This window comes from Streptomyces sp. SAS_281, from assembly GCF_052542855.1.
In genome coordinates this window covers 45,772-70,365 of record NZ_JBMNDO010000034.1, presented here as the reverse complement: position 1 = coordinate 70,365, position 24,594 = coordinate 45,772, and the positions used below count along the sequence as shown (strand labels likewise).

18 protein-coding genes and 1 pseudogene are annotated in these 24,594 nt (G+C 73.0%); 5 read left to right on the top strand and 14 right to left on the bottom strand.

Annotation, left to right across the window (positions count from 1 at the left end; translation table 11 throughout):
- Window positions 1–41 precede the first annotated feature (41 nt).
- The 3 genes from ACN6LM_RS15825 to ACN6LM_RS15815 all read right to left on the bottom strand — a co-directional run bounded on the left by ACN6LM_RS15825 (window position 42) and on the right by ACN6LM_RS15815 (window position 2,309).
- Window positions 42–464 carry a universal stress protein gene (locus ACN6LM_RS15825; RefSeq protein WP_093708017.1) on the bottom strand — a complete coding sequence of 141 codons (423 nt, stop codon included), beginning with the start codon at window positions 462–464 and terminating at the stop codon, window positions 42–44.
- A 109-nt stretch (window positions 465–573) separates the two neighbouring features.
- Window positions 574–1,227, bottom strand: coding sequence for a CE1759 family FMN reductase (locus tag ACN6LM_RS15820; protein WP_445065998.1), 654 nt, complete (start codon window positions 1,225–1,227; stop codon window positions 574–576).
- 2 nt (window positions 1,228–1,229) lie between these two features.
- Window positions 1,230–2,309 carry an LLM class flavin-dependent oxidoreductase gene (locus ACN6LM_RS15815; RefSeq protein ID WP_445065997.1) on the bottom strand — a complete coding sequence of 360 codons (1,080 nt, stop codon included), beginning with the start codon at window positions 2,307–2,309 and terminating at the stop codon, window positions 1,230–1,232.
- Window positions 2,310–2,537: 228 nt separating this feature from the next.
- Between ACN6LM_RS15815 and ACN6LM_RS15810 the strand changes: the two genes are divergently transcribed.
- The gene (locus ACN6LM_RS15810; protein ID WP_445065996.1) at window positions 2,538–2,936 is read left to right on the top strand and encodes a VOC family protein; all 399 of its coding nucleotides are present in this window, start codon (window positions 2,538–2,540) and stop codon (window positions 2,934–2,936) included.
- A gap of 9 nt (window positions 2,937–2,945) precedes the next feature.
- Here ACN6LM_RS15810 and ACN6LM_RS15805 read toward each other — a convergent pair whose 3' ends face one another.
- The 4 genes from ACN6LM_RS15805 to ACN6LM_RS15790 form a co-directional block, all read right to left on the bottom strand.
- A complete protein-coding gene (locus tag ACN6LM_RS15805; RefSeq protein WP_445065995.1) occupies window positions 2,946–4,877 on the bottom strand; it encodes an NAD-binding protein in 1,932 nt (643 codons plus the stop codon).
- A 30-nt stretch (window positions 4,878–4,907) separates the two neighbouring features.
- Complete coding sequence (locus tag ACN6LM_RS15800) at window positions 4,908–9,794, bottom strand: DNA repair ATPase (RefSeq protein ID WP_445065994.1); 4,887 nt, start codon at window positions 9,792–9,794, stop codon at window positions 4,908–4,910.
- A gap of 132 nt (window positions 9,795–9,926) precedes the next feature.
- Window positions 9,927–12,026 carry a flotillin family protein gene (locus tag ACN6LM_RS15795; protein ID WP_445065993.1) on the bottom strand — a complete coding sequence of 700 codons (2,100 nt, stop codon included), beginning with the start codon at window positions 12,024–12,026 and terminating at the stop codon, window positions 9,927–9,929.
- A 117-nt stretch (window positions 12,027–12,143) separates the two neighbouring features.
- Window positions 12,144–12,788, bottom strand: coding sequence for a hypothetical protein (locus ACN6LM_RS15790; RefSeq protein WP_445065992.1), 645 nt, complete (start codon window positions 12,786–12,788; stop codon window positions 12,144–12,146).
- Window positions 12,789–13,104: 316 nt separating this feature from the next.
- Here ACN6LM_RS15790 and ACN6LM_RS15785 point away from each other — a divergent pair, with 316 nt between their 5' ends.
- Window positions 13,105–14,190, top strand: a complete 1,086-nt coding sequence (locus tag ACN6LM_RS15785) for a PucR family transcriptional regulator (protein ID WP_445065991.1) — start codon at window positions 13,105–13,107, stop codon at window positions 14,188–14,190.
- A gap of 122 nt (window positions 14,191–14,312) precedes the next feature.
- Here ACN6LM_RS15785 and ACN6LM_RS15780 read toward each other — a convergent pair whose 3' ends face one another.
- Complete coding sequence (locus ACN6LM_RS15780; RefSeq protein WP_445065990.1) at window positions 14,313–16,529, bottom strand: DUF7507 domain-containing protein; 2,217 nt, start codon at window positions 16,527–16,529, stop codon at window positions 14,313–14,315.
- 181 nt (window positions 16,530–16,710) lie between these two features.
- Here ACN6LM_RS15780 and ACN6LM_RS15775 point away from each other — a divergent pair, with 181 nt between their 5' ends.
- Window positions 16,711–18,207: an MFS transporter gene (locus ACN6LM_RS15775; RefSeq protein WP_445065989.1), complete on the top strand. Its 1,497-nt coding sequence runs from the start codon at window positions 16,711–16,713 to the stop codon at window positions 18,205–18,207.
- Window positions 18,208–18,210: 3 nt separating this feature from the next.
- Here ACN6LM_RS15775 and ACN6LM_RS15770 read toward each other — a convergent pair whose 3' ends face one another.
- Window positions 18,211–18,723: a nitroreductase family deazaflavin-dependent oxidoreductase gene (locus tag ACN6LM_RS15770; protein ID WP_445065988.1), complete on the bottom strand. Its 513-nt coding sequence runs from the start codon at window positions 18,721–18,723 to the stop codon at window positions 18,211–18,213.
- Window positions 18,724–18,854: 131 nt separating this feature from the next.
- Here ACN6LM_RS15770 and ACN6LM_RS15765 point away from each other — a divergent pair, with 131 nt between their 5' ends.
- A complete protein-coding gene (locus ACN6LM_RS15765; RefSeq protein WP_445065987.1) occupies window positions 18,855–19,400 on the top strand; it encodes a MarR family winged helix-turn-helix transcriptional regulator in 546 nt (181 codons plus the stop codon).
- Between the two features lie 75 nt (window positions 19,401–19,475).
- Here the strand turns inward: ACN6LM_RS15765 and ACN6LM_RS15760 are convergent, their stop codons facing one another.
- The 5 genes from ACN6LM_RS15760 to ACN6LM_RS15740 form a co-directional block, all read right to left on the bottom strand.
- Window positions 19,476–20,711: a cation:proton antiporter gene (locus ACN6LM_RS15760; RefSeq protein ID WP_445065986.1), complete on the bottom strand. Its 1,236-nt coding sequence runs from the start codon at window positions 20,709–20,711 to the stop codon at window positions 19,476–19,478.
- A 2-nt stretch (window positions 20,712–20,713) separates the two neighbouring features.
- Complete coding sequence (locus ACN6LM_RS15755) at window positions 20,714–21,184, bottom strand: cation:proton antiporter regulatory subunit (RefSeq protein WP_072487793.1); 471 nt, start codon at window positions 21,182–21,184, stop codon at window positions 20,714–20,716.
- A gap of 194 nt (window positions 21,185–21,378) precedes the next feature.
- Entirely contained in the window at window positions 21,379–22,827 is a 1,449-nt protein-coding gene (locus ACN6LM_RS15750; RefSeq protein WP_445065985.1) for a flotillin family protein, read from the bottom strand.
- A gap of 70 nt (window positions 22,828–22,897) precedes the next feature.
- A complete protein-coding gene (locus ACN6LM_RS15745; RefSeq protein ID WP_445065984.1) occupies window positions 22,898–23,407 on the bottom strand; it encodes a hypothetical protein in 510 nt (169 codons plus the stop codon).
- Window positions 23,408–23,515: 108 nt separating this feature from the next.
- Complete coding sequence (locus tag ACN6LM_RS15740; protein ID WP_445065983.1) at window positions 23,516–24,001, bottom strand: peroxiredoxin; 486 nt, start codon at window positions 23,999–24,001, stop codon at window positions 23,516–23,518.
- Between the two features lie 159 nt (window positions 24,002–24,160).
- Here ACN6LM_RS15740 and ACN6LM_RS15735 point away from each other — a divergent pair.
- Window positions 24,161–24,547 (top strand): annotated as a pseudogene (locus ACN6LM_RS15735) (helix-turn-helix transcriptional regulator); the annotation flags it as partial.
- Window positions 24,548–24,594: the final 47 nt, after the last annotated feature.

The following is a 24,594-nucleotide window of genomic DNA, read 5'->3' as shown; positions in this document are numbered from 1 at the left end:
CCCGCACCACACGTGGTGCGGGGCCCACCCGTCGTACCTGGTCAGGCGCGGACGACGGTCACCGGGCACGAGGCGTGCTGGGTGACGTGCAGGCTGACCGAGCCGAGCAGGGTCGCCTTGAAACCGCTGTACCCGCGCGCGCCCACGACCAGCAGGTTCGCGCCCTCCGCCCGGTCGAGCAGGGCCTGGGCCGGGTTGCCGATCACGACGACCTTGCTGACGGCGGCGGCGCCCTGGGCGCCCAGGGCCTCCTCCAGCGTCTCGGTGAGCGACACCGTGGCCATGGCCTGGGGGTCGAAGTCCTCGGGGAGGCCCGGCATCATCGACGCCCAGCTGGTGGCGGGGTACTCCCAGCTGTTGACGGCCTCGACCGTGTCACCGGTCAGCTCCGCCTGGCGCACGGCCCAGTGCAGTGCCTTGACCGACGACTCGGAGCCGTCGACGCCCACCACGATCCTGCCCATCTCTGCCTCCAGCTGGGTTCTGCGGTTGTGCTCGGTCCCGCTCGCACACGTCTTCCCGTACGACTCTAGTCAAAACGGGCGAAACGGCGATTCGCGGCGGTCCGGACGGTCAGGCCGGGCGCAGGGCCGCGAGCCGCTGTTCGAACGGGACCACCTCGTCGTCCAGACCGGGCGTCCTGGTCGCGCCGGAGACGGCGCGGCCGCCCGTGACGGCGTCGGCCAGCTCCCCGCCCGCGCGCCGGATGCGGGCGGGCAGGCCCTCGCTGTACTCGTCGCCGGACGCGCCCCAGTCCTCCGACGCCGCGTAGACCGAGGTCGGCAGGGTGACGGCGCGCAGGTAGGCGAAGAGCGGGCGCATCGCGTGTTCCAGGACCAGCGAGTGCCGGGGCGTGCCGCCGGTCGCGGCGACGAGCACGGGCTTGCCGGTCAGCGCCGTGTTCTCGACCAGGTCGAAGAACGACTTGAACAGGCCGCTGTACGAGGCGGTGAACACCGGCGTGACCGCGATCAGCCCGTCGGCGCCCGTCACCGCGGCGAGCGCGTCCTCCAGGGCGGGCGGCGGGAAGCCGGACACCAGGTGGCTCGCGATGTCCGCGGCCAGGTCGCGCAGCTCGACCACCCGGACGTCGACCGGGCGGTCCTGCGCGGCCTCGATCCGCTCCCGGGCGGCGGCGGCCAGCCGGTCGGCCAGCAGCCGGGTCGAGGACGGGGTGCTGAGTCCCGCCGATACGGCGACGATCCTCACGGGTTCGGTGGCGAACACGGTCAGCTCTCCTTCGTGGCGGCGTAGGCGGGGTGCAGCGGCGCGGTCTCGGGGACACCGGCCGGGCGCAGGGCGGCGAACTCCTTGCGCAGGACGGGGACGACCTCCTCGCCGAGGATGTCGAGCTGTTCGAGGACCGTCTTCAGCGGCAGTCCCGCGTGGTCCATCAGGAACAGCTGGCGCTGGTAGTCGCCGACCGCGTCCCGGAAGGTCAGCGTCCGCTCGATGACCTCCTGGGGCGAGCCCACGGTCAGGGGCGTCTGCTGGGTGAAGTCCTCCATCGACGGGCCGTGGCCGTAGACCGGCGCGTTGTCGAAGTACGGGCGGAACTCGCGTACCGCGTCCTGCGAGTTCTTCCGCATGAACACCTGTCCGCCGAGGCCGACGATCGCCTGCTCGGCGGTGCCGTGGCCGTAGTGCGCGTACCGCTGGCGGTACAGGTGCACCATCTTCTTCGTGTGCTCCATGGGCCAGAAGATGTTGTTGTGGAAGAAGCCGTCGCCGTAGTACGCGGCCTGCTCGGCGATCTCCGGCGAGCGGATGGAGCCGTGCCAGACGAACGGCGGCACGCCGTCCAGGGGGCGAGGGGTCGAGGTGAACGACTGGAGCGGCGTACGGAACTTGCCCTCCCAGTCCACGACGTCCTCCCGCCACAGCTTGTGCAGCAGGGCGTAGTTCTCGATGGCGAGCGGGATGCCCTGGCGGATGTCCTTGCCGAACCAGGGGTACACCGGGCCGGTGTTCCCGCGCCCCATCATCAGGTCCACGCGGCCGTCCGCGAGGTGCTGGAGCGTGGCGTAGTCCTCGGCGATCTTCACCGGGTCGTTGGTGGTGATCAGCGTGGTCGAGGTCGACAGGACGATGCTCTTCGTCTGCGCCGCGATGTAACCGAGCGTGGTGGTCGGCGACGAGGGGACGAACGGCGGATTGTGGTGCTCGCCGGTCGCGAAGACGTCGAGCCCGACCTCCTCGGCCTTGCGCGCGATGGCGACGGTGGCCTTGATCCGCTCGTGCTCGCTCGGCGTCGTACCGGTGGTGGGGTCGGTGGTGACGTCCCCGACGGTGAAGATCCCGAACTGCATGGCGTCCGCCTCCTGGTCGGTAGTGGTTGAACGTTGAACTAACTGGACGCATCGTACAACGGGGGCCGGGGGCGGGGTATTCCTAGGGCCTGACCCAGCCCGCCCGGCGTCCGAGGACGGAACCCAGGCCCCGGTCCCGGGGACCAGGACCGATGGCCGATGCGCGCGTCCCTGCCGGCTCCTACGCTGCGGCTACGCGGCCGCGCGCCGCCCGACGAAGGGGCTCCCGTGAATCTCACCGCCGAAACGCATGTCCGCCTCGCCCGGCCCTCCCGCGGTCTCGCCGCCGCCGAGCGGTTCTGGGTGGACGGGCTGGGGCTGACGGTCCTCTTCCGCGCGGACGCGGGACGGAAGCCCGGAACACATGACCTCCTCATGGTGGGGCATCCCGAAGCCTCCTGGCATCTGGAGCTCACGCGGGGACCGGTGGACCCCCGGCCCACCGAGGAGGATCTGCTCGTCCTGTACCTGGACGGCCCGGTTCCGGACGAGCTGGTGGCCCGGCTGCTCGCCTGCGGCGGTACGAGGGTCAGCTCGCCGAACCCGTACTGGAACGAGTGGGGGGTCACGGTGGAGGATCCGGACGGGTACCGGCTGGTGCTGTGCCGCCGGGGCTGGCGGCCGTAGGTTCCGTCCTCAGACGCCGGACGGGCTGGCACGGCGGCGCCGTCCCAGCAGCTCCGCGAGCCCCCTGCGCGTCGCGGCGATGATCACGCGGTCCGTCGGGCGGAGCACGTAGCCGGGGTGGATGTTCCAGACGAGGGAGCCCGGGGCCACGTCCAGGGCCAGGACGCGCCAGGCACCCTCGCGGAACGCCTGGTCGACCGTGCGGCCCTCCAGCTGGGGGTGGCCGCCGGCCTCCACCGCCGCGAACAGGAGCACCTTGCGTTCGACCGGGATCGCGCCCAGGATCTGCCGGCCCATCATCGCGACCGCGAACGAGGGGCCCGCCAGGTGGGAGACCGAGCGGGAGCGGGTGATCGCCTGCGGGTGCGCCGTGCGCAGCGTGCGGTAGACCGCCGTGGCGAACTCGTCGTCGAAGAGGCGGACCGTCACCCGCAGGTTCGGCTTGAGCGACCTGGCGTACAGCGCCGCCTCCAGGTTCGTCGTGTCGGCGCTGGTCAGCGCGAGGAGCCCGCGTGAGCGGCCGATCTTGGCCGCTTCGAGCACCCCCTCGTCCGTGACGTCACCGAGCACCACCGGCACGTGCAGCCGCCGGGCGAGCGGGATGCCCCGCGCTTCCGGGTCCTCCTCCACGCAGACCACCGGGATGCCCAGCTCCCGCAGGTGCACCAGGACCCGGGTGCCGATCTTGCCCAGCCCGAGCAGCACCACGTGCCCGGACAGCCCGCGCGGCGGCCGCCGCAACGAGGAGGCGCTGCGCAGCGAACCGAACGCCTCCAGGACCCCCGCCACCAGCAGCGGCAGGAGCATCAGGCCCGCGATGCCGGACAGGATCTGGATCACCTGGCGGGCGGTGGGCTCACCGATCGCCGGGTCGCCCATCGCGAACAGGTCGAGCAGGGTGAGGTAGGCCGCGTGCAGGGGGTGGTCGCCGGTGGTGAGCGAGGACGCCACCGCCAGCCCGAGCACCGCGAGCCCGACACCCAGCGCCGACCACCGCAGCCGCCGTGAGAAGAACTGGCTCAGCGGCGCGCTCCGGCCGCTCATCCGGGGCTTCGGGGCGGCCGGACCGGACTGCGTGACGGCCTCCAGCACGACCGTGCCGCGCCCGGTCGCGGCGGCGATCTCCGCCGGCCCGGGCAGCAGCTGCGGTCCCTCCGCGCCGCTGCTGTCGGAGCCCTCCGCGCCCGCCGGGTCGTGGGTGGTGGACGAGAGCAGGGCCAGGGTGCACAGGCCGGGGTCGGGGACCTGGCCGCCCCGGGGCGGGGTGCGCTCGGCGGCGCGCAGGAACAGGCCCTCGGCCCGGATCACCCGGGTCGACCCGGCGAGCGCGGTGGCCGCGAGGGCGGGCGCGGCGGTGTCGGCGTCGGACAGCACCGTGGTGGAGGCGTCGATCGCGGCCGGGTCGAGCCCGGGGGACGCGACGGCCGCCGCCTGGTCGAGCAGGGTCTCCAGATGCTGGCCCAGCTTGCGGTTGTAGAGCCGGATCACCAGCCGCACACGGGGGTTGAGCCGCCGGGCGGTGAGCGCGGCCCGGATGTTGCGCTCGTCGTCGTCGTAGACGAGGGCGACCGCCGAGGCCCGGGCTATGCCGGCCTCCGACAGCGACTCGTCGGACGGCTCGGCCGCCTGGAGGATGCGCACCGCCTCGACGCCGGCGTTGGTGTCGCCGTCCGAACCGTGCGGCAGACCACCGCCGTTGCGGTTCATCGCGGACGCCATCCGTCCGAACAGCGCGGCGGCCCGCCCGCGCCCGCTCAGGGGCTCGTCCGGCCTGACCGCGCCCGGCTCCGGTGGCACGACGAGGGTGACCCGTTCCCCGTAGACGTACCGCAGCTCCACGGCGAGCCGCTGGGCGAGCGCGTCGTCCCCGCAGACGACCATGTGGCCGGAAAGCGGGGAGGGTTGGGGTTGCTGGGGGAAGGAGGACACGTGTCCCAGCATGCCTTGCTCCCTTCCGGTGATCGAGGACGGTCAGCGGCCCTCGGGGTGGTGCGCCGGCAGGTGGCGGGGATCGGCGGCGCGCCCGATCGCCGTCTCGACGGCCGCGATCCGGTCCGCGAGCAGCCCCAGCGCCGCCACCGCTCGGGTCATCGGATCGCCCTCGGGCCCGCCCAGCGCCTGCGTGCGGACGTACGAGGAGCAGAGCGCCGCCCACCGTTCGGCCTGCGCGGGCGTGAGTGTGCCCCGCAGTGCGGCGAGCTTCAGGAGCGCGGCCTCCGCGCCGCTGGTCAGGGTCTGCGCCTCGCCCGCGTAGTGGTCGTCCACGACGGCGGTCAGTTCGGCGTCGTTCATCACGGGCGCGATCCGCTCCGCGATCCGGTTCATGTTGCGGTACGAACCCTGGAGCCGGAACGGGGGTTCGGTGCGGGTGGCGTCGGTCTGCGCGGCCGAGGCGATGTACGCGGCGTTGACCGCGAGCACCGTGTCCCGGGCCCGCAGCAGATGCCGCAGAACGGCGGTGATCCGGTCCACCTCGGCGGGCGCGTAGGGGTGTTCGAGCTGTTCCGGACGGGCCGTGGGGTCGTCGGTGGCGAGCCGCAGCAGCAGCGCCAGGTCCTCGCGGGAGCGGCCCGCGAGCGGGGCGAGCACCGGATTCGCGGTCAGCGCGTTCTCCACGAAGCTCAGCGCGAAGGTGTCCTCGCGGCCGGACAGCACCTCGCCCAGGTTCCACACGTCCGCCCGGTTGGCGAGCATGTCGGGCACCTGGAAGCGCGCGCCGGACTCGGTGTACGGGTTGCCCGCCATGCACACCGCGAACCGCTTGCCCCGCAGGTCGTACGTGCGCGGCTCACCGTCCCGCACCCCCTCGACGCGGCGCGTGGCATCGCAGAGCGGGATGAACTTCTGGAGGAGTTCCGGTGAGGTGTGCTGGATGTCGTCCAGGTGGAGCAGCGTGTTGTTGCCCGCCTCAAGAGCGAAGTTGATCTTCTCGATCTCCTGGCGCGCGGTGGCGCTGCCCGCCTGCGCGGGGTCGAGCGAGGTCACGTCGTGCCCCAGGTTGGGACCGCTGATCTTGACGAGGACGAGCCCGAGCCGGTCGGCGACGTACTCCATGAGCGTCGTCTTGCCGTAGCCGGGCGGCGATACGAGCAGCAGCAGGCCCTGCGAGTCGGTGCGGCGGTCGGCGTCGGCGGTGGAGAGCTGCTTGGCGAGGCTGTCCCCGATCAGCGGCAGGTAGACCTCGTCGAGCAGCCGGTTGCGTACGAACGCCGACATCACGCGCGGCCGGTGGTCGTCAAGGCGCAGCCGGGTGCGCTCGGCGGCGACCAGGGCGGTGCGCCGGCGCTGGTAGGCGCGGAATCCGGGCACGGCGACGTTACGGAACTCCTCCGTGCGGGCCAGGAGTTCGTCGATGCGGACGGTGAGCCGGCCGCGCTCGATGCGCGGGTGGACGCCGAGGAGCCCGTCGACGGTCTCGGTGAGCGGCGCGTCGGCCGCGTACCGGCCGAGCAGCGGCTCGGGGCACAGCTCGACGGCGACGGCCTCCGCGAGGTCGCCCGGTTCGATGCCGGTGCCGCTCGCCTCCGCGTACGAGCTCAGCCAGCCCTCCACGAGCTGGCGCCGGGCCGGCAGGTCGTCGGCGAGGGCGGTGAGGTCGTCGTCGTACGCCGACGTGCCGGTGGCGTGGCGGAACTTGTCCAGGAACGTGACGACGGAGGCGCCCGTCACGAAGCCGTCGGGTCCGCCGGTCAGCTCCTCGAAGAGGTACGCGGCGACGGACCGCGCCCCCTCGCCGCCGATCACCGCCGCCCACTCCTCCTGGAGCGCGGCGACCGCCGGGGCGAGCCCGAACGTCTCCCGGGCGCGGGCCAGCGAGCGGGCCCGGCGCGTCCAGGAGACCCGGCGGGCCTCGTCCGCCCCATGGGCCCAGAACAGCTGGGCGGCGGCCCGGACGCCCGGCGGGAAGCGCAGCAGCCCGGCACCCGCGTGCAGCCGCAGCAGCGCGGACAGGATCGCGGTCGCGTCCTCGTCGTGGACCCCGCGCTGATACCCCTCGTCGTACGCGGCGGCGGCGGACTCACGGACAAGCGCGGCGAGTTCGCCGTCGTCCAGGGAGGCCAGCCGGTCCGCGCCGTGCTCTTCGAGGAGGCGGGCGGCCAGGTGCTCGCCCCGGTAGACGGCCGGGGACTCGGAGGGGAGCGTCCGGTCCCAGTAGGGGCGGGTCGCGGCGAACCCCGGGTCGGTCACCGGCATCCGGTAGTCGGTCCCGGTGACGGCGAACGCGAGCGTGCCGTCCTGCGGCACGAGGGTCAGCTCGAACGGCTGGGTGTTCACCGCGAACCGGTGCCGGCCGAGGCGGATCACCGACCCGCCGTCCGCGTACAGCTCGTCCCGGTCGCGCAGGGCCCGGCCCGCCTCCTGGCGGGCGGCGAGCAGCTGCCCGTCCAGCTCCTCCGCGCGCACGGTGTCGCCGAGCGCCCGCAGCTCCTCGGCGGTCCGCCGGATCTTGGCGACCATCGGGTCGGAGGCGAAGTAGGTGTGGACGGCGTCCGCGTCGGTAAGGGCGGCGCCGCGCCGGGCGACCGTCTCCAGCACGCGCGCCGCCGAGTCCGCGAGGCGTTCGGTGCGGCGGGCCAGTTCGTCCTGGAGGCCCTGCTTGCGCGCCGAGAACGCCTCGTACACCTCCGTCCGGCGCTCGCCCAGCTCGGCCAGGAAGTCGTCGTACTCCGCGAACCGCGCCTCCAGGTTCTCCAGCTGGAGCAGCAGCCTGGCCAGTTGCCCGTCGCACGACTCCGGTGTCCCGGCGGCGGCCAGCGCGGCCGTGACGGCCTGCCCGAGCAGCGCGGATTCGGCGGCGAACTCGGCCCGGCCCTCGTGGTCCGCCAGCGCGCGGCGGCGGGCGTCGAGCGTGGCGCGGGCCCGGTTGACGGCGCCCAGGACCTCCGCGATGCGCTCCAGGATCGATGTACGGACCAATCCGTCGCCGATGTCCAGGCCGGCGACGACGTCCGTGACCGTGCTCAGCCCGTCCGTCATGGCGGCCAGCCGGTCCCCGAGGGCGGCGGCGTCGGTGACCGTGGCGAGCCCGGCGGCCTCCTCGGTGAGGCGGGCGATGTCCTCGTGGTAGCCGGCGAACGCGTCGTCCCTGGCCAGGAAGGCGACCGCGCGGCGGCCCGCCGCCTCGATGTCCTCGGCGGTGGCGGCGGCCAGCGCCTCGACGCGCTCGACGTCCGCGTACCGCATCTCGGCGAGGGTCGCCAGGCGGCCGTGCGCCGCGCGCAGTTCGGTCAGTCGGCCGACCCACTCGGCGGCCGTGCTCGGGGCCTCGCCGCGGACCCGGCGGACCAGGGCGGTGACGCGGTCGGCGGTCTCGGCGAAGGCGTCGGCGGCCTGCCGGGTCAGCGCCTGGACCGCCTCGAACTCCGCGACGACCTGGCGCGCGGTCTTCCCCAGCTCGCCCAGCGGCTCGGCCAGCGCCTCCAGTTCGGCGTCGTCCAGCCAGTGGTAGCGGTCCCCGGCCCGTACGCAGTCGGCGACCAGCCGGTCGTACCCGGCGGCGGTCGGCTGCGTCCCGGACGCGGCGTGCGCGAGGGCCAGGCAGTCGGAGATCCCGCGCACGAGGTCGGCGTTGCCGACCCGGGCCAGCGGGCCTTCGCCGGTCGGGCGGGACGCGGCGTACGTGTCGGACACGTACGGAGTCCGCCAGCGCTGCAACGGGTGGACGCGCGCCGCGCCGCCCTCGCCGCCCTCCACCGGGTCGCGCAGCACGACGAGCGTGCCGTCGTCCAGCAGCGCGTGGCCCCGGCCCTGGAGCGGGGTCGCCACCTCCTGGCGGATCACGTTGTACGGCAGCAGCAGGCTGCGGCCGTCCTGCCGGGAGCGGAAGACGTACAGCACGTCCTCGCCGTTCGGGGAGCGCACGGCTTCCTCGAAGACCGGGTCGGTGAGCGGGCGCGCGATGTCGAACGTCCGGGCCTCGCCGGTCGTCAGGTAGAACCCGCCCGGGAAGATGATCCCCTGGTCCTCGGGGAGCCGTTGGCAGGCCGGGCCGATGCCGTCGAGGCGGGTGACGGTGCCGAGGAGCGCGTTGAAGACGAGGTGGCGCCGCGCCTCCTCCTTGTACGGGCGCACCCGCAGCAGCACGAGCGGGCCCAGCTCCGCGTACTCGACCTCGGCGTCCGCGAGCGACTGGAGGGGTTCGGTGACCGGCTCCTCGTAGATCCCGTCCGGGGTCTCCGTGTCGTCCTCGGTCTTCACCGTGAGCGTGCCGCCGAGCGTGTCCACGTACAGCGCGGCCGCGCAGCCGATGGCGATGTGCGGGTGGCGGCCCGCGACGTGGGCCTCGCGGCCCGCCGTCGTCCAGGTGAAGTCGTGCGACGGCGGGAAGACGTGGTCGCGCTCGCCGCGCCCGTCGAGGAACGCGCCCGGGGAGCCGTCCGGGTTCAGCGCCCAGCGCAGGACCCGGATGTCGTCGGCGGTCTCGCCGGTACGGAAGACCGCCAGGAGGCGGCCCTCGGTCCGGCGCAGCCGCAGCAGGCGGGCGTCGCGGAAGTAGCGGTGCAGACCGTCGAATTCACGGACGAAGGAGGCGTCGGTCAGCGGGGCGCCGGTGCCGGGGGCGAGGTCGGCGGCGTACAGCGCGAGGACGTCCTCCACGGCGGGCCGGCTCTGCCGGCCCGGGCCGCGTTCGAAGCCGAACAGCAGCTCGCCGCCGAGCGCGACGAGGTCGCGGGGGACGGCCGGGCGGTCCGTCCGGATCTGCTCGCTGCCGAGGAGCTGGAGGCCGGTCGCGCCGAACGCCTCGGTGCGGCGGGCGTTGAGGGCGGTGGCCCTGCGGGTGAGCTCGGTGGCGTGGGTGCGGAGGCGGCGCCGCAGGACGTCGTAGTCCCCGGCGGCGGGGGCGGTCACGTTGTCCACTGGGTGCTCCTTGGTGATCCTTGCGGTGGTGCCCTCGATCGCCGGACGGGCTTGAGGGGCCCGCCCCGCCCGGCCCGTCCGGCGATCGAGGACGGACGGGGCTGGGCGGGGCGTTCAGGCGACGGGTGTCGGTCAGGCCACCGGTGTCCCGTTCAGGCCGGTGGCCGCCAGGCCGCTCACCGGCACATCCGCGAGCCCCAGTGAGCGCGCGTGGTCCAGCAGCGCGCGGACCTGGTCCGCACCGATCCCGGACGACGGCGAAGCCATCATCCGCATCAGCAGCGCCGACACCGTCAGGTTCTGCAGGTCGCCCGTGGACACCGACGACAGCACCCGCGTCAGGTCCTCCGTGAACGAGGAGTCGCCGTTCAGCCACGGACCGGCCAGGGCCTTCGCCGTGTCCGAGTGCGAGACGAAGCCGTCCAGGCTCTTGCCCATCGAGATGGACGACACCAGCCGGTCGAAGAACATCGACTCGCCGCCGACGATGTCGATGTCCGCGTTCTCCAGACCCGTGGCGAGCACCGTCGCCTGCGCCTCGGCGACCTGCCGCTGGACGTCGAGTCCCGCGAGCCGGATCTCCTTCTCGGCGGCCAGCCGCAGCCGGTACTCCTCGTGCCCCCGCGAGGCGTCGTCCAGCGCCGCCATCGCGGCCGCCTTCTCCGTGAGTCCCGCTGCCTCCGCCTTGAGCTTCTCGCCGATCATCGCCGCGTCGGCCGACGCCTGCGCCTGCGTACCCTCCGCGTCCGCGAGTGCCTTGAGACGGGCGCCCTCGGCCTCGGCCTTGAGCCGCGCGGACGTGGCCCCGGCCTCGGCGAGCCCCGTCTTCTCGATCACCTCCGCCGCCGCGTCCCGCACCTGGACGTCCGCGAGGCCGGGCGCCGCCGTCTCCGCCTGGACCCCCTCGGCCAGCCGCAGCTTGGCCTGCGCGTCCAGGTCGGCGGTCTTCAGCCGGGCCTCCGCGAGCGTCAGCTGCTCGGCCGCCCGGTGGGTGGCCGCCGCCTCCGCCGCCTCGGCCGCCTTGATGTCCTTGACCAGCCGCTCCTGCGCCTCCGCCTCGGCGGCGATGATGACGGACTTGCGGGTGCGCTCGGACTCCTCGACGGACCGGAGCGTCTTGATGGACTCCTCCTGCTCGGCGACCGTACGGTCCACCGCGATCCGCTCGCGGATGACGTCGGCGACCTCGCGGCGCTCCGCCTCGACCTCCTTCGTCGCGGCGATGCGGTTCAGCTCGGTCTCGCGCTCGCGCCCGATGACCTCCAGCAGCCGGTCCTTCTCGATGCGCTCGTTCTCCACGGCGATGACCCGCTCGCGGTTCTTCTGCGCGACGGCGATCTCCCGGGCCTGGTTCTCCCGCTGGATGCCCAGTTGCTCCTCGGTCCTGATGAACGCGGCCTGTGCGCCCAGGCGTTCCTCCTCCTGGACCCGGGCGGTCACGGCCTCCTCACGGGCCCGCAGCGTCTCGACCTCGCGGCGCTGCTTGATCTCCGCCTCCGCCTGCCGGCGCTCCAGCTCCAGGATGGTCTCCCGGGCGTCGACGTCCTGCCGGGTGATCTCCTTCTGCTCGGTGCGCTGGAACTCGTTGGTGCGGACGTGCTCGATCGCGGTCAGCTCGGTGATCTTCCGGATTCCCTGGGCGTCCAGGATGTTGGCGCTGTCGAGCTGCGCCATCGGGGTCTGCTCCAGGAAGTCGATCGCCGCGTCGTCCAGGTGGTAGCCGTTCAGGTCGGTACCGATGACCCGGATGATCCGGTCGCGGAACTCCTCGCGCTTCGTGTACAGGTCCACGAAGTCCAGCTGCTTGCCGACGGTCTTCAGCGCCTCGGAGAACTTCGCCGCGAAGAACTCCTGGATGGCGACCTTGTCGCTGGCGCGCTCGGTGCCGATGGACTGGGCGACCTTCTTGACGTCCTCGACGGTCTTGTTGACCCGCACGAAGAACGTGATGTGGATGTCGGCGCGGATGTTGTCCTGGCAGATCAGACCCTCGCGCCCGGTGCGCCGGATCTCGATGGTCTTGACCGAGATGTCCATGGACTCGGCCTTGTGCAGCACCGGCAGGACGACGGCACCGGTGAAGGTCACGTCGACCTTCTTGGTCTTGGAGATGATCAGGGCCTTGCCCTGCTCCACTTTGCGGAAGAGCCGGGTGATGATCAGCAGCACGGCTACGGCGATGAGCAGGACCACGGCGACGAGCAGGCCGAGGCCCAAGGAGATGGCATCCATGACAGTCCTTGGCGGCTGGGATTACGGAAGCGAGCGGGTTTCACGTGAAACAGGGCACGGCGGCACACGGCGTCCGGGCAGCCCGGACGGGCACACCGCGCCCGTAGGGGCGGTGGTTCAGACGGCGGGGCCGGAGGCCGTACGGCCGTGCGGCGGACCCGGATCGAGCGCCTTGTCGTAGGCCGAGACCCAGAAGAACTCCCCGGCCTCGTCGTACGCGTACAGCAGTCCGGAGCGTCCGGAGATCAGCTCCGCGTCGACGGGCTCCAGTTGGCGCACCTGGACGGTGGCGGTGGTCCCGTCGTCGGCGGTGACCTCGGCCTGGCCGAAGTCCGTGGAGACCGAGCCGGTACGGATCGTGCAGACGCGGCCCAGGAAGTCCTGGCGCGATGGCGGAGGCTGGTCGGGGAAGAGGCGCCGGAAGTGGTGGACGAGGAGTCGCACCGCACCCCAGGCGAGCAGCAGCGCCCCGGCGAGGACCGCGCAGGCCAGCACGGCGCGCGGCGCTCCGGTGGCGCCCGAGCGGTGCACCAGGACCGAACCGGTCAGGGCGGAGAACCAGCCGACGGCGATCATCAGGGACACCGAGACGGTGACCGGGACGCCTCCGACGCCCGCGAGATCGGCGTCCAGGTCGGCGTGGAAGGAGTGGTGGTCGGCCGCGCCGACCAGGACGAGCAGCCAGAAGGCGATGACGACGACCAGCGCGGCGGCGAAGAGCACGGCCGGGAAGGACAGCGTCGCGTCCATGAACTCCCGCATCGATCCCGACCCCCGTCCGTTCCGCCGACGGTGCCGCCGGTGTCCGCGCGGACCGGTCGGTGACCCCGGTGCCGCGGTGTCACCCTCGACGACACCGCGGCATCCGGGTCTTCCCCCGATCCCCCGTGCACCCCCGTGACTCCCCCGTTTTCCCCCGTGGTTCCCCGGTGGGTGCTGACAGGATCGTGACATCCGGGCAGGCTCGGACGCATTGCCGGAACACGGCAACGTTCGCCGCTCCCCGATGCCGGGCACCGGCATCGGCCCCCACGCGTTGGGCTCGGTGTACATACGGAACAGGAACGGAGGCGGACGCGTGGCGGAACCGGTGATTCCCGACAGCTTTCTGGAGGGTTACGCACGGATACTCGGCGGGGCGGCCGTCTCGGGCCGGCGGCTCACCCGCGAGGAGTTGGATTCCCGCCGCGCCCTGGGCCGGGAGGCCGCCGAGGCGGGCCACCAGCTCCGCGCCCTCGTCCGCATGCATCTCGCCGAGACCCGCGCCGCCTGGCCCGCCCTCGCCCCCGGCGCGACCCCCGCCGCCGCGGCGGCCTCCGCCGACAGCGCGCTGGCCGCGATGGAGCAGGCGGTCGACGCCTTCGCCGACGGCTTCGAGCGCGCCCAGCGCCTCAGCGTGCGCCGCGAGGAGGCCGCCAGGCGCGAGTTCATCGACGACCTCCTGTACGGGCGCAGCGATCTGGGCCGGCTCGCCGAGCGGGCCACCCGCTTCGGACTGCGCCTCTCGCGCGCCCACGCGGTGGCGGTGGCGACGGGCCCGGAGGCGTACACCGAGACGGAGGCGGTGCCCCGGCACGTGGAGTCGGCGATGCTGGCCCGGTTCAGCGGGCGCAAGATCCTGCTCACCACGAAGGACGGGCGCATGGTCTGCGTCGCGCCCGGCAGCCAGCCCGACCTCCTGCGCTACTTCGCGAAGCAGGCGCACGCGGCGACGGACGGCGGCCGGGTCGCCGTCGGCCGCCCCCACCGGGGCCCCGGCGGCGTCGTCCAGTCGTACGACGAGGCGCTGGACGCGCTGGACCTCGCGGACCGGCTGGACCTGGACGACCCCGTTCTCTACGCCGCCGACCTGCTGGTCTACCCGGTGCTGACCCGCGACCGGCAGGCCATGGCCGATCTCGTACGCAGTGAGCTGGGCCCGCTCCAGAAGGCCCGGGGCGGCGCCGAACCGCTCCTCAGGACGCTGTCGGTGTACTTCGACGCGGGCTGTGTCGCCGCCGAGACCGCCCGCCGCCTCTCGCTGAGCGTCCGGGCCCTCACGTACCGGCTGGAACGCATCCACCAGTTGACCGGCTCCGACCCGGCGGATCCCCAGCACCGCTACACGCTCCAGACCGCGGTGATCGGCGCCAGGCTGCTGGACTGGCCCGCCAAGGAGGTCTGAGGCGTGTCGCGCAAGCGGCGCCGTCCGCCCGCTGGGCGGGCCCGGCAGGCGGGGCCTTCGGCCGGCACGTGGATCGGCGCCGCCCCTGGGAGGGTGCGGCGCCGATCGGTGCGCGGGGTGCGTCAGCCGCCGCTGTGCTGCTTGCCCTCGTGCTTGTGACACCTGCACTTCTTGGGCTTGGCCGTGACGGTGACCGTGGCCGAGGCGGTGTCGCTCGCGACCTCTTCGCCCTGCGGGCCGGTGGCGCCGGCCTGGGCCACGTTGGTGATCCGGCACGTGATGGTGCCCTTGCCACCGCCGCCGCGGTTGCCGCTCTGCCGGCAGAGGTCGATGTCTGCCCGGGTGATGCGGTAGGTGCCGTGGCAGGTGGTGCTCGCCCCGGGCGCCAGCGTGGTCGCGTCGCAGACCACCGAGGCGACACGGTTGTCCGCCACGTGCACGTCGTGCAGCTGGGTGCTGCCGGTGTTGGTGACCGTGTACGCGTAACGGACCTCGGTGCCGACCCGGAAGGGGCCCTTGGAGACGGCCTTCTTGTGCAGCGTCAGGTGGGGCTGCCCGACCGGAAGGGTCTGATACGTCTCCGGCGAGGTGACGGTCTCCCCGTCCGCCGTACCGGTCGCCGTGGCGGTGTTGGTCACGGAACCGGCCGTACCGTCGGCCGCGGTGATCGTGTAGGTGCCGGTGCAGGTGGTGCTGTCACCGGCCTCCTCCGCCGGGGCGAGCGTGGTCGACTCGCAGGTGATGTCCGTGACGTGGTCGTCGTGGACGGCGACACCGGTCAGCTCCGTCCCGCCGGTGTTGCGGACGGTATAGGCGTACGTGACCGTCTGCCCGACCGAGTACGGGCCGGGGGTCTCGACCCGCTTCTCGACCGAGATGCCGGGCGCCCGCTCGATCGGCACGGTCTCCGACGAGGGCGGGGAGGTGACCGGCTCGCCACCTGACGTGCCTGACGCCGTGGCCGTGTTGTCGATCGAGCCGTTGGCGACGTCGGCGGACGTCACCGTGTACGTCGCCGTGCAGGTGACCGTCTCACCGGGCGCGAGACGTGTCACGGGGCAGGAGACCGGGCCTGTCTTCGGGTCGTCGACGGCGAGGTCGTCGATGGTCGTGCCTCCCGCATTGGTGACCACGAACTCGTAGGGCACCTGCGTGCCGGCCGTGAGGTCACCGGGCAGCGGCTGCACGACCTGCTTCACGAGATTCAGCCGGGGCAGCGGCCGTTCGGTGCGCACGGCCACATTGCGGATGAGGTGGGTGTCCGTGAACAGACCGGTGGAGGCCGCGAATCCGAACTTGTAGGTCGCGGGTACGGGGCTCGGCGCGTCGGCCTGGAGGACCTGCTGGGAGCCGTTGCCGTCGTTGAAGTCGATGGACACGGTGACCTGCGGGTCCGGTGCCGGGGTGATCACCACGTGAACGCGACGGCGCGAGGGCTCAAGGTCCTGCTCGGCCTGGACGGGATCGCTCGACACCTCGGTGGTCGGCCCGTGCAGTTGTCCGGGGAGGGTCGACGGCCAGGGGCCGGTGGTGGAGAAGTTGCTGGTGGTGGCGGTGAGGAAGCAGTAACCCTCGATGCCGTCGCCGGGGCCGCGCAGCGTGACCATGTTCGGCCCGGGTGCGGGCACGTGGAACGCCGTGCCCGCGGGCGAGCGCTGATCGGGCGGGCAGCCGTTGCCCCGGTGTTCCCAGTCACCGAAGTAGTTGCCGAGGACGTCGAGCCCGATTCCCAGATAGCCACGGTCCACACCGGGAAGGAACTCGGCGGTCGGGTCGTCGTCGGGCAGTTTCTGCGCGTACCCGAGGCTGCCGCCGAAGGCGCCGGGGTGGGTCAGCTCCGCTTCACCGTCGACCAGGAAGAACGAGATGCCGTCGGCCGGGGCGATGGCACCCGTGGTGGTGCCGTACTGCCACTGGTCGAAGGTGACGTCCAGGCCGTCGCCGGCAGGCAGCGCGTGGTTGTAGAGGACTGCGCCGGACTGGTCGTTGGAGGAGTCCGTCAGCCGCAGATAGCCGCGCGGGGCGGCGTCGTTGGGCGGTTCCGGGCCGATGCCCACCGTGCAGCCCCCGAGCGGGTGGTTGCCGGGCCCCGGCAGGGCGTCGGCTCCGGGCGCTCCGGTGAGGCAGGCCGAGCCGACCCCGGTGAAGTCCGGGGCCGTGGCCCGGGTGAAGGTCTCGTCGAGCAAGGTGGAGCCGCCTTGGCGCGGCTGCGCGTGGGCGAGTTCGCCGGTGGAGGCCAGGGGGCCGGCCACGCCGAGGGCGAGGGCCAGCGCCGCGGCGGCGAGCCGCGGGGCCCGTACGGCTCCGCCCAGCGGTGACGCGGGGTGTTTGCGGGTCATGCACAGCACAGATAGCAGTCGCTCTATGTGATCAACCGATTGCGGACCCTGTGTTCGCCGGGAGCACCCGGCCAGCCCTACCCGCCCGTCCGAACGGCTCCACATGCGGGACCGGCGCCCTCCGCCTAGCGTGATCACCCGGGGGAATCCGGCGGTGTGCGCAGCGAGGGAGATCCGCCCCATGGCCCGTGAAGCAGGTCCCCGGGAAGCAGGAACCCGCAGGGCGAACCCTCGTGAGGATCACCCGTCCCACCGCTGGTGGGTGCTCGGGGTGATCGGCCTGGCCCAGCTGATGGTGGTGCTCGACGCGACGATCGTGAACATCGCGCTGCCCTCCGCCCAGCAGGACCTCGGTTTCAGCGACGGCAACCGGCAGTGGATCGTCACGGCGTACGCCCTCGCCTTCGGCTCGCTGCTGCTGCTCGGCGGACGCATCGCCGACCTGGTGGGCCGCCGGGTGGTCTTCCTGACCGGGCTCGTCGGCTTCGCGGTCGCCTCCGCGATCGGCGGTGCCGCCCCGAGCTTCGAGGTCCTGGTGCTGGCCCGCGCCCTCCAGGGCCTGTTCGGCGCGCTGCTCGCCCCGGCGGCGCTGTCGCTGCTCACGACGACGTTCACCGTGCCCAAGGAGCGGGCCAAGGCGTTCGGGATCTACGGCGCCATCGCGGGGGCGGGTGGCGCGGTGGGGCTGCTGCTCGGCGGGGTGCTCACGGAGTACCTGGACTGGCGTTGGTGCCTCTACGTCAACCTGGTCTTCGCGTTCCTCGCGTTCACGGGCGGCTGGCGGCTGCTGACCGCGGGCGCGCCGGCCGACCGGCCCCGGCTCGACATCCCGGGGACGCTGCTGGTCTCGGCCGGTCTCTTCTGCATCGTCTACGGCTTCTCCCAGGCCGAGTCGCACGCCTGGAGTTCGCCGCTGACCTGGGGGTTCCTGGTGGCGGGCGCGGTGCTGGTGGCGGCGTTCGCGTGGTGGCAGACCAGGGCGGCGCATCCGCTGCTGCCGATGCGGGTGGTGCTGGACCGGGACCGGGCGGCGTCGTTCCTCGCGATGTTCATCTCCGGCGGCGGGATGTTCGGCGTCTTCCTCTTCCTCACGTACTACCTGCAGAAGAGCCTGGGTTATTCGCCGGTCTCCACCGGGCTCGCCTTCCTGCCGATGGTCGCCTGCATGATCGCCTCGTCGGTGACGACGACGAATGTGCTGTTGCTGCGGTTCGGTGCGAAACCGATCGTCCCGACCGGGATGGGTATCGCGGCCGCCGCGATGGTGTGGCTGACCGCCCTGGACCTGAACAGCGGCTACGCCGCCCATGTGCTGCCGCCGTTGCTCTGCCTGGGCATCGGTCTCGGCGCCGTCTTCGCCACGGCGATGAACCTGGCCACCGCGGGCGTCGGGGCGCGGGACGCCGGGGTGGCCTCGGCGATGGTCAACACCAGCCAGCAGGTCGGCGGCTCCATCGGCACGGCCCTGCTCAACACCCTCGCCACCAGCGCCGCCACGAACTACCTGGTGGGCCGCAGGCCGACCCCGCCCGTCGTCGCCCAGGCCCAGCTGGACAGCTACGCGACCGCGTACTGGTGGTCCGCGGGCTTCTTCGCCCTCGGGCTCGTCGTCTCCCTGTTCCTGTACCGGCCCGGCGCACCCCGCCCGCACCTCGCGGAGGAACCGGCGCGAGCGTGAGGGTCAGCGCCTCGCGCCCTCGGTGAGCCGGACGAACGGGATCGACTCGCCCACCCGCCGGTAGTCCTCCGCGCTGCCGTCCACCTCGAAGCCCATGTACGCGCAGAGCCGGCGGGCGACCCGGGGGTGCCGGGGCGCGTACCGCACCATCAGCTCGCCGCCCTCCTCGGGGGTCAGCACGTGCGCGGTCACCGCGTGGAACCGGCGGCCGACCTGCACCGTGGCGTGCGGGGTGCGCTCCAGGTTGCGGAACCAGTCCGCGCCGGGCCCGAAGCCCGAGGCGACGGTCCAGCAGGCCCGGCCCTCGCGGGTGCCCGCCTCCACGACCTCGACGGCGGTCCGGCGGGGGAGGCCCGAGACGCGGCCGGTGTGGACGAGCAGCAGCAGCCGGCCCCCGAAGAGCGGCCCGAGCCCCATGCGGAACATGTGGACGGGCAGCCGGAAGGCGGTGCGCCGCCAGCCGGTCGGCGGGGCCGGGCGCCGGGGAGCGGGCGAAGCCGCGGATTCATGCGTCACTATGCAAACGTTGCACAATCCAAAGGTCGGGGCCAGTGCGCGCCGCTGTCGGTCCGGTACCGGTTGGGCGGCGGTTCCGTATCGGATGACCGCCGGTTCGAGTACGCACGCCGGGCGCGGTAGAAAGGGGCATGGCCGCGCACGGACAGGCACCCGATGACCCCCCGACCGCCCCGGACCGGGACGACGTCGACGCGGTGACGCGCGCGGTGCTGACCGCGTCGAGACTGCTGGTCGCGGTGTCCGCCCGGTCCCTCGCGGCGGTCGAGGACCGGGTGACACTGCCCCAGTTCCGGCTGCTCGTGGTGCTCTCCACGCACGGGGAGGCCAAGCTCGTCACCCTCGCCGAGCGCCTCGGCGTGAACCCCTCGACCGCGATGCGGATGCTCGACCGGCTGATCGCGGCGGGCCTCGCGGAGCGTCAGGTCAACCCGGCCAACCGCCGTGAGACGGTGCTGCGGGTGACGCCCGAGGGTCACCGGCTGGTCGAGGAGGTCACGGCCGGCCGCCGCCGGGAGGTCGCCTCGATCGTGGAGCGCATCGCGCCCGAGCAGCGCGCCGCCCTGATCGACGCGCTGCGGGCGTTCACCGACGCGGGCGGCGAGGCGGCGGCCCCCGCGGACGGCGCCGACGCCTACCCGCTGGGCTGGACGCCGGACCTGCCGACGGGGGCCTGACCCCCACCGGACACGGCTGCCCGGACGAGGCGGAGACCTCACTCCGGACACGGCTGCCCGGACGAGGCGGAGACCTCACTCGGTCGAGGCGGAGACCTCTTCCCGGGCCGGGGGGACCGGGGCGTTGCCCACGGGGGCGGCGGGCGCCCCGTCCTTGCCGCGCCACTTCTGGACGCGTTCGACCATGGGCTGGGTCCAGCGCGCGGTGAGCGGGCCGACGATGACCAGGATCAGGACGTACGCGGTGGCGATGGGACCGATGCGGGGCTCCGTCGCCACGGCCAGACCGGCGATGACGATGGAGAACTCGCCGCGCGCGACGAGCGTGCCGCCCGCCCGCCAGCGCCCGCGCGGTCCGATGCCGGCGCGCCGGGCCGCGTACCAGCCGGTGCCGATCTTCGTGAGGACGGTGACGACGGCGAGCAGCGCGGCCGGCAGCAGCACCGGCGGGATCTCGGCCGGGTTGGTGGAGAGCCCGAAGAACACGAAGAAGACGGCGGCGAACAGGTCCCGCAGCGGCGTCAGCAGCTTGCGCGCGCCCTCCGCGACCTCACCGGAGAGCGCGATGCCGACGAGGAACGCGCCCACGGCGGCCGACACCTGGAGCTGCTGGGCCACCCCGGCGACCAGGACGGTCAGCCCGAGCACCACGAGCAGCAGCATCTCGGGGTTGTCGGAGGAGACCGCGCGGCTGATGAGCCGGCCGTGCCGCAGCGCGAGATAGAGCACGAACCCGACCGTGCCGAGCGCGATCAGCAGGGCGACGCTGCCGCCGGCGAGTCCGACGCCCGCGAGCATCGCGGTGAGCAGCGGCAGGTAGACCGCCATCGACAGGTCCTCGATGACCAGCACCCCGAGGATGACCGGGGTCTCCCGGTTGCCGAGCCGTCCCAGGTCCGCGAGGACCTTCGCGATCACACCGGAGGAGGAGATCCAGGTGACACCGGCGAGCGCGACGGCCCCGACCGGGCCCCAGCCGAGCAGCAGCGCGGCGACCGCGCCCGGGGTCGCGTTGAGCACGAAGTCCACGGCCCCGGACGGGTACTGGGTCTTCAGACTGGTCACCAGCTCGGAGGCGCTGTATTCGAGGCCGAGCAGGAGCAGCAGCAGGATGACGCCGATCTCGGCGCCGACGGCCGTGAACTCCTCGCTGGCCCCGAGCGGCAGCAGCCCGCCCTCGCCGAAGGCCAGCCCGGCCAGCAGGTAGAGCGGGATCGGCGAGAGCCCTATCCGGCCGGCGAACCGCCCGATGATGCCGAGTCCCAGAATGACGGAGCCGAGCTCCACCAGCAGTGCGGTCGTGTCGTGCACGGTCAGCCCTCCGCGATGATCTCGGAGAGCGTGTCGACGCCCTCGCGCGTTCCGACGGCGACGAGCGTGTCGCCGATGGCGAGCCGGAAGTCCGGCCCGGGTGACGGGTGCGCGCTGTGGGTGCGCAGCACCGCCACGATCGAGGCGCCGGTCCGGGTCCGCGCCTTGGTGTCGCCGAGCAGCCGGCCGCCGTACGGCGAGCGGGTGCCGAGCGGGATGTGCTCGGTGACCAGGTCGATTCCCTCGGTCCGTACGGCGTCGATGGGCGCCGCGTCGATGAGGTGGGCGAGCCCGGTCGCCTCCTGTGGAGTCAGGGGGACGGAGAGCCGGCACGAATCAGGGTCGTCCTGGTCGTAGAAGCCGATGAACCGCCGCCCGTCGTGGTGGACCACCACGGAGATGTGCTGCCCCGACTCGGTCGTGTAGTCGTACTGGACGCCGACTCCGGGCAGCGTGGTGCGGTGGGTTCCCATGGCTTCCTCCCGAGGAGCGCGGTACGCGCGAGGCACTTGGTGATCTCTTTAGCTCCGCATTACCTTATCCGGAGGTATGCGCCATCCCTGAGGGGCGCTTTCCAGCCACGTTCCCGTCGCGTCCCGGATCCCGGCACACGAAGGCCCGGACGGTTGCGCAAACGGCCGGGCACGCGGGTCTGGTCGCGGGCGGATCAGTCGCTGATCTCGATCTTCCCGTTCTTCTCCGGCGAGGCCGCCGGGGCCTGGACGACCGGCTCGGCGGCCGGCTTCGGGACCGCGCCCCTGAGGTTCTGGAGCAGCGCGGCGAGGTCGACCCCGGTGGTGGAGCTGAGCAGCTCCATGCCCTGGGCGACGTTGTCCGTGACCGTACGGGACAGCTGACTGGCGCCGTCCGTGGAGATGACGGTCATCTTGTCGATCGCGCTCATCGGCTCGGCGGCCTTGGCGACGACCTGCGGCAGCACCTCGACGAGCATCTGGAGCACGGCCGCGTCGCCGTACTGCGCGAAGGCGTCGGCCTTCTTCCGCATGGCCTCGGCCTCGGCCGAACCGCGCGCCGCGATGGCGGCGGCCTCCGCCTCACCCTCGATGCGGACCGCCTCGGCGAGCGCGGAGCGGTGCAGCTTCTCGCCCTGACCGGTGAGCCGGGCGCGCTCGGCGGCCGCTTCGGCCTCCTTGACCTGGGCGATGCGGCGGGCCTCCGCCTCCTGCTCGGCCTGGTAGCGGGCGGCGTCGGCGGGCTTGCGGACCTTGGTGTCGAGCTCGCGGTCGGTCAGCGCGGCCTGGCGCTCGGCCACCTTCTCCTGCTCGGTGAGCACCTCCTGCTGGCGGGCGGCCTCGGCGAGCGGACCGGCGGCGTTGGCCTTGGCGGCGGCGGCCTCCGTCTCGGCCTTGATCTCGGCCTGCTTCAGGTAGAACGTCCGCTCGGCGATCGCGATCTCCTCGGCCGCCTTCAGCCGGGCCTGCTCCGAGGCGCGGCGGGCGATGGCCTCCGCGATGTCGGCCTCCTGCTTGGCGCGGGCGGCCTCGGGGCGGCCCAGGTCCTCCAGGTAGGAGCCCTCGGTGGTGATGTCCTGGATCTGGAAGGCGTCCAGGATCAGGCCCTGGCCGGACAGGCTCGCCTCGGCCTCCTCCGCCACCTGGCCGGCGAACGCGGCGCGGTCGCGGATGATGTCCTCCACGGACATCCGGCCGACGATGGCGCGCAGCGCGCCGGACAGCACCTCCTGGGTGAAGCCGACGATGCCGTCCTGCTGGCGCAGGAAGCGCTGGGCGGCGGCCCGGATCGCGTCCTCGCTGCCGCCGACCTTGACGATCGCGACGCCTTCGAGGTGGGCCTTGACACCGCGCAGGGTGACGGCGCCGCGCACGGCGACCGGGATGTGCCGGCTGGACAGGTCCAGGGTGAACTTCTGCTGCACGAACGGCACGACGAAGACGCCGCCGCCGACGACGACCTTCTGGCCGCTGTTGTCGATGCTGGTCCGGCCGGTCACCGGGTCGACGGACTTCTTGCCCCGGCGGCCGGTGATGATGAACGCCTGGCTGGGGCCGGCCACCTTGTAACGGGTGATCACGGCGAGGCCGAGCAGGAAGAGGAGTACGACGACTCCGACGATCGCGATCATTACGGGACTCATGCGGTTTCCCCCTCTGCCTCCTGACGGGGGCAGTCGTGAGACGAGCGGTGATGGGGCCGGGCGTACCGGGTCAGCGTTCGACGGGACGGACCGACACCGAGGTGCTGGACAGCGACGCCTCGACCCAGACCTCGGCGCCGCGCGCGACCGGCACCGTGCTCCTCGCGGACAGCTTCACGAGCTGGCCGCCGAGGCGGAGCAGGACCTCGCCGTAGCCGTCGGCCGGGATCGCGGTGACCACCGACCCCGACGTGCCGACCACGTCCTCGTCGCGCGGCGTCGCGTCGGTCTGATCCCGCATCAGGGCGCGGCTGAACTTCCAGGTCAGCAGGGCGGCGACCAGTCCCGCCGCGACCCCCGCCACCGTGGCGACGAGGGTGCCCGCCCCGGTCGTGCCGAGCACGATGGCGCCGCCGAAGCCGAGCATCGACAGGAAGCCCGCGATCACCGGAAGGGAGACGAGCCCGCCGAACAGGCCCTCCAGCAGGCCCCCGAAAAGGCCCTCCAGGATCCCGTCGAAGATCAGCGACAGGGCGAGCAGAGCGATCCCCGCGATGCCGAGACCGAGGAACAAGGTCATCTGGTCACCCCTCCCGGCCCCGTCGCTCCCTGTGCTGCTTTTCCGTCGAACTGGCTGGATGGTCCCATACGCACCCCCGAGGCGACACTGCCGGAACCCGGCAATCTTCTACTGGTTGTTGATGCCGGAGAGACGGTCGGCCAGGGAGTCCAGGGACTGGAACGTGGCCCCCAGAAGCGCCACGTGCTTCCACCGCAGCACCCCCTCGCCGTCGATCAGGAAGACCGCGCGCCGCACCCCGATCCCGGGCGCCGCGACACCGAAGGCCCGGGCGGTCTCCCGGCCCGGGTCCGCCAGCAGCGGCATGCGCAGCCCATGGGCGAGGGCGAACGACTCGTGGCTGTCCACCCCCTGCGGGCTGATCCCCCACACCTCCGCGTCCAGCGTCTCGAAGGTCTCCATGCCCGAGGAGTACGAGCACAACTGCTTCGTGCACACGGTGGTGTTGTCGCCCGGGTAGAAGGCGAGGACCAGGGCCCGCCCGCGCGCGTCCGCGAGCGAGTAGTCGCGCCGCTCGAAGGCGTCCCCGGCGAGGACGCCGCCCGCCAGGGTGAACTCCGGTACGCGTGAGCCGAGTCGCGGTGACGATCCCATGGGGTGCTGCCCTTCGGTGTGCTGCGCCCGGGTGGCGGTGGTGCCGCCCGTGTCGCGTACAGCATGCCTCCGTCACCGGGGACGGTCAGCCACCCGTGGACGGTTCCGGTTCGGTGGGAGTGGAGGTGGCGGATCCAGAACGGCTCGATGAAGGTGATCGACCTGGAGCGCGTCGCACTCGACCAGCTCCGCCGGGTCGAACCGCTCGGGGTCTGCCTGCCCACCCCGGCCGACGCCCGGCTGCGCGACATCGCCCGCATCCTCCAGGACGATCCGGCCGACGGGCGGACCCTCACCGAGCTGGGCGCGGCCGTCGGCGCGGCGCCCCGCACCCTGAGCCGGCTCTTCCGCGCGGAGACCGGGATGTCCTTCCCGCAGTGGCGCACCCAGCTCCGCCTGCACCACGCGCTGACCCTGCTCGCCTCGGGCGGCTCGGTCACCTCGGTGGCCGTGGCCTGCGGCTACAGCGGACCGAGCGCCTTCATCCAGTCCTTCCGCCACGCCTTCGGCACCACCCCGGGCTCCTACGCCTCGGGCACGCCCTGACACCCGCCACCCGGCGGTGCTGCGGATGCGGGAGCGGGCGGGGCGAC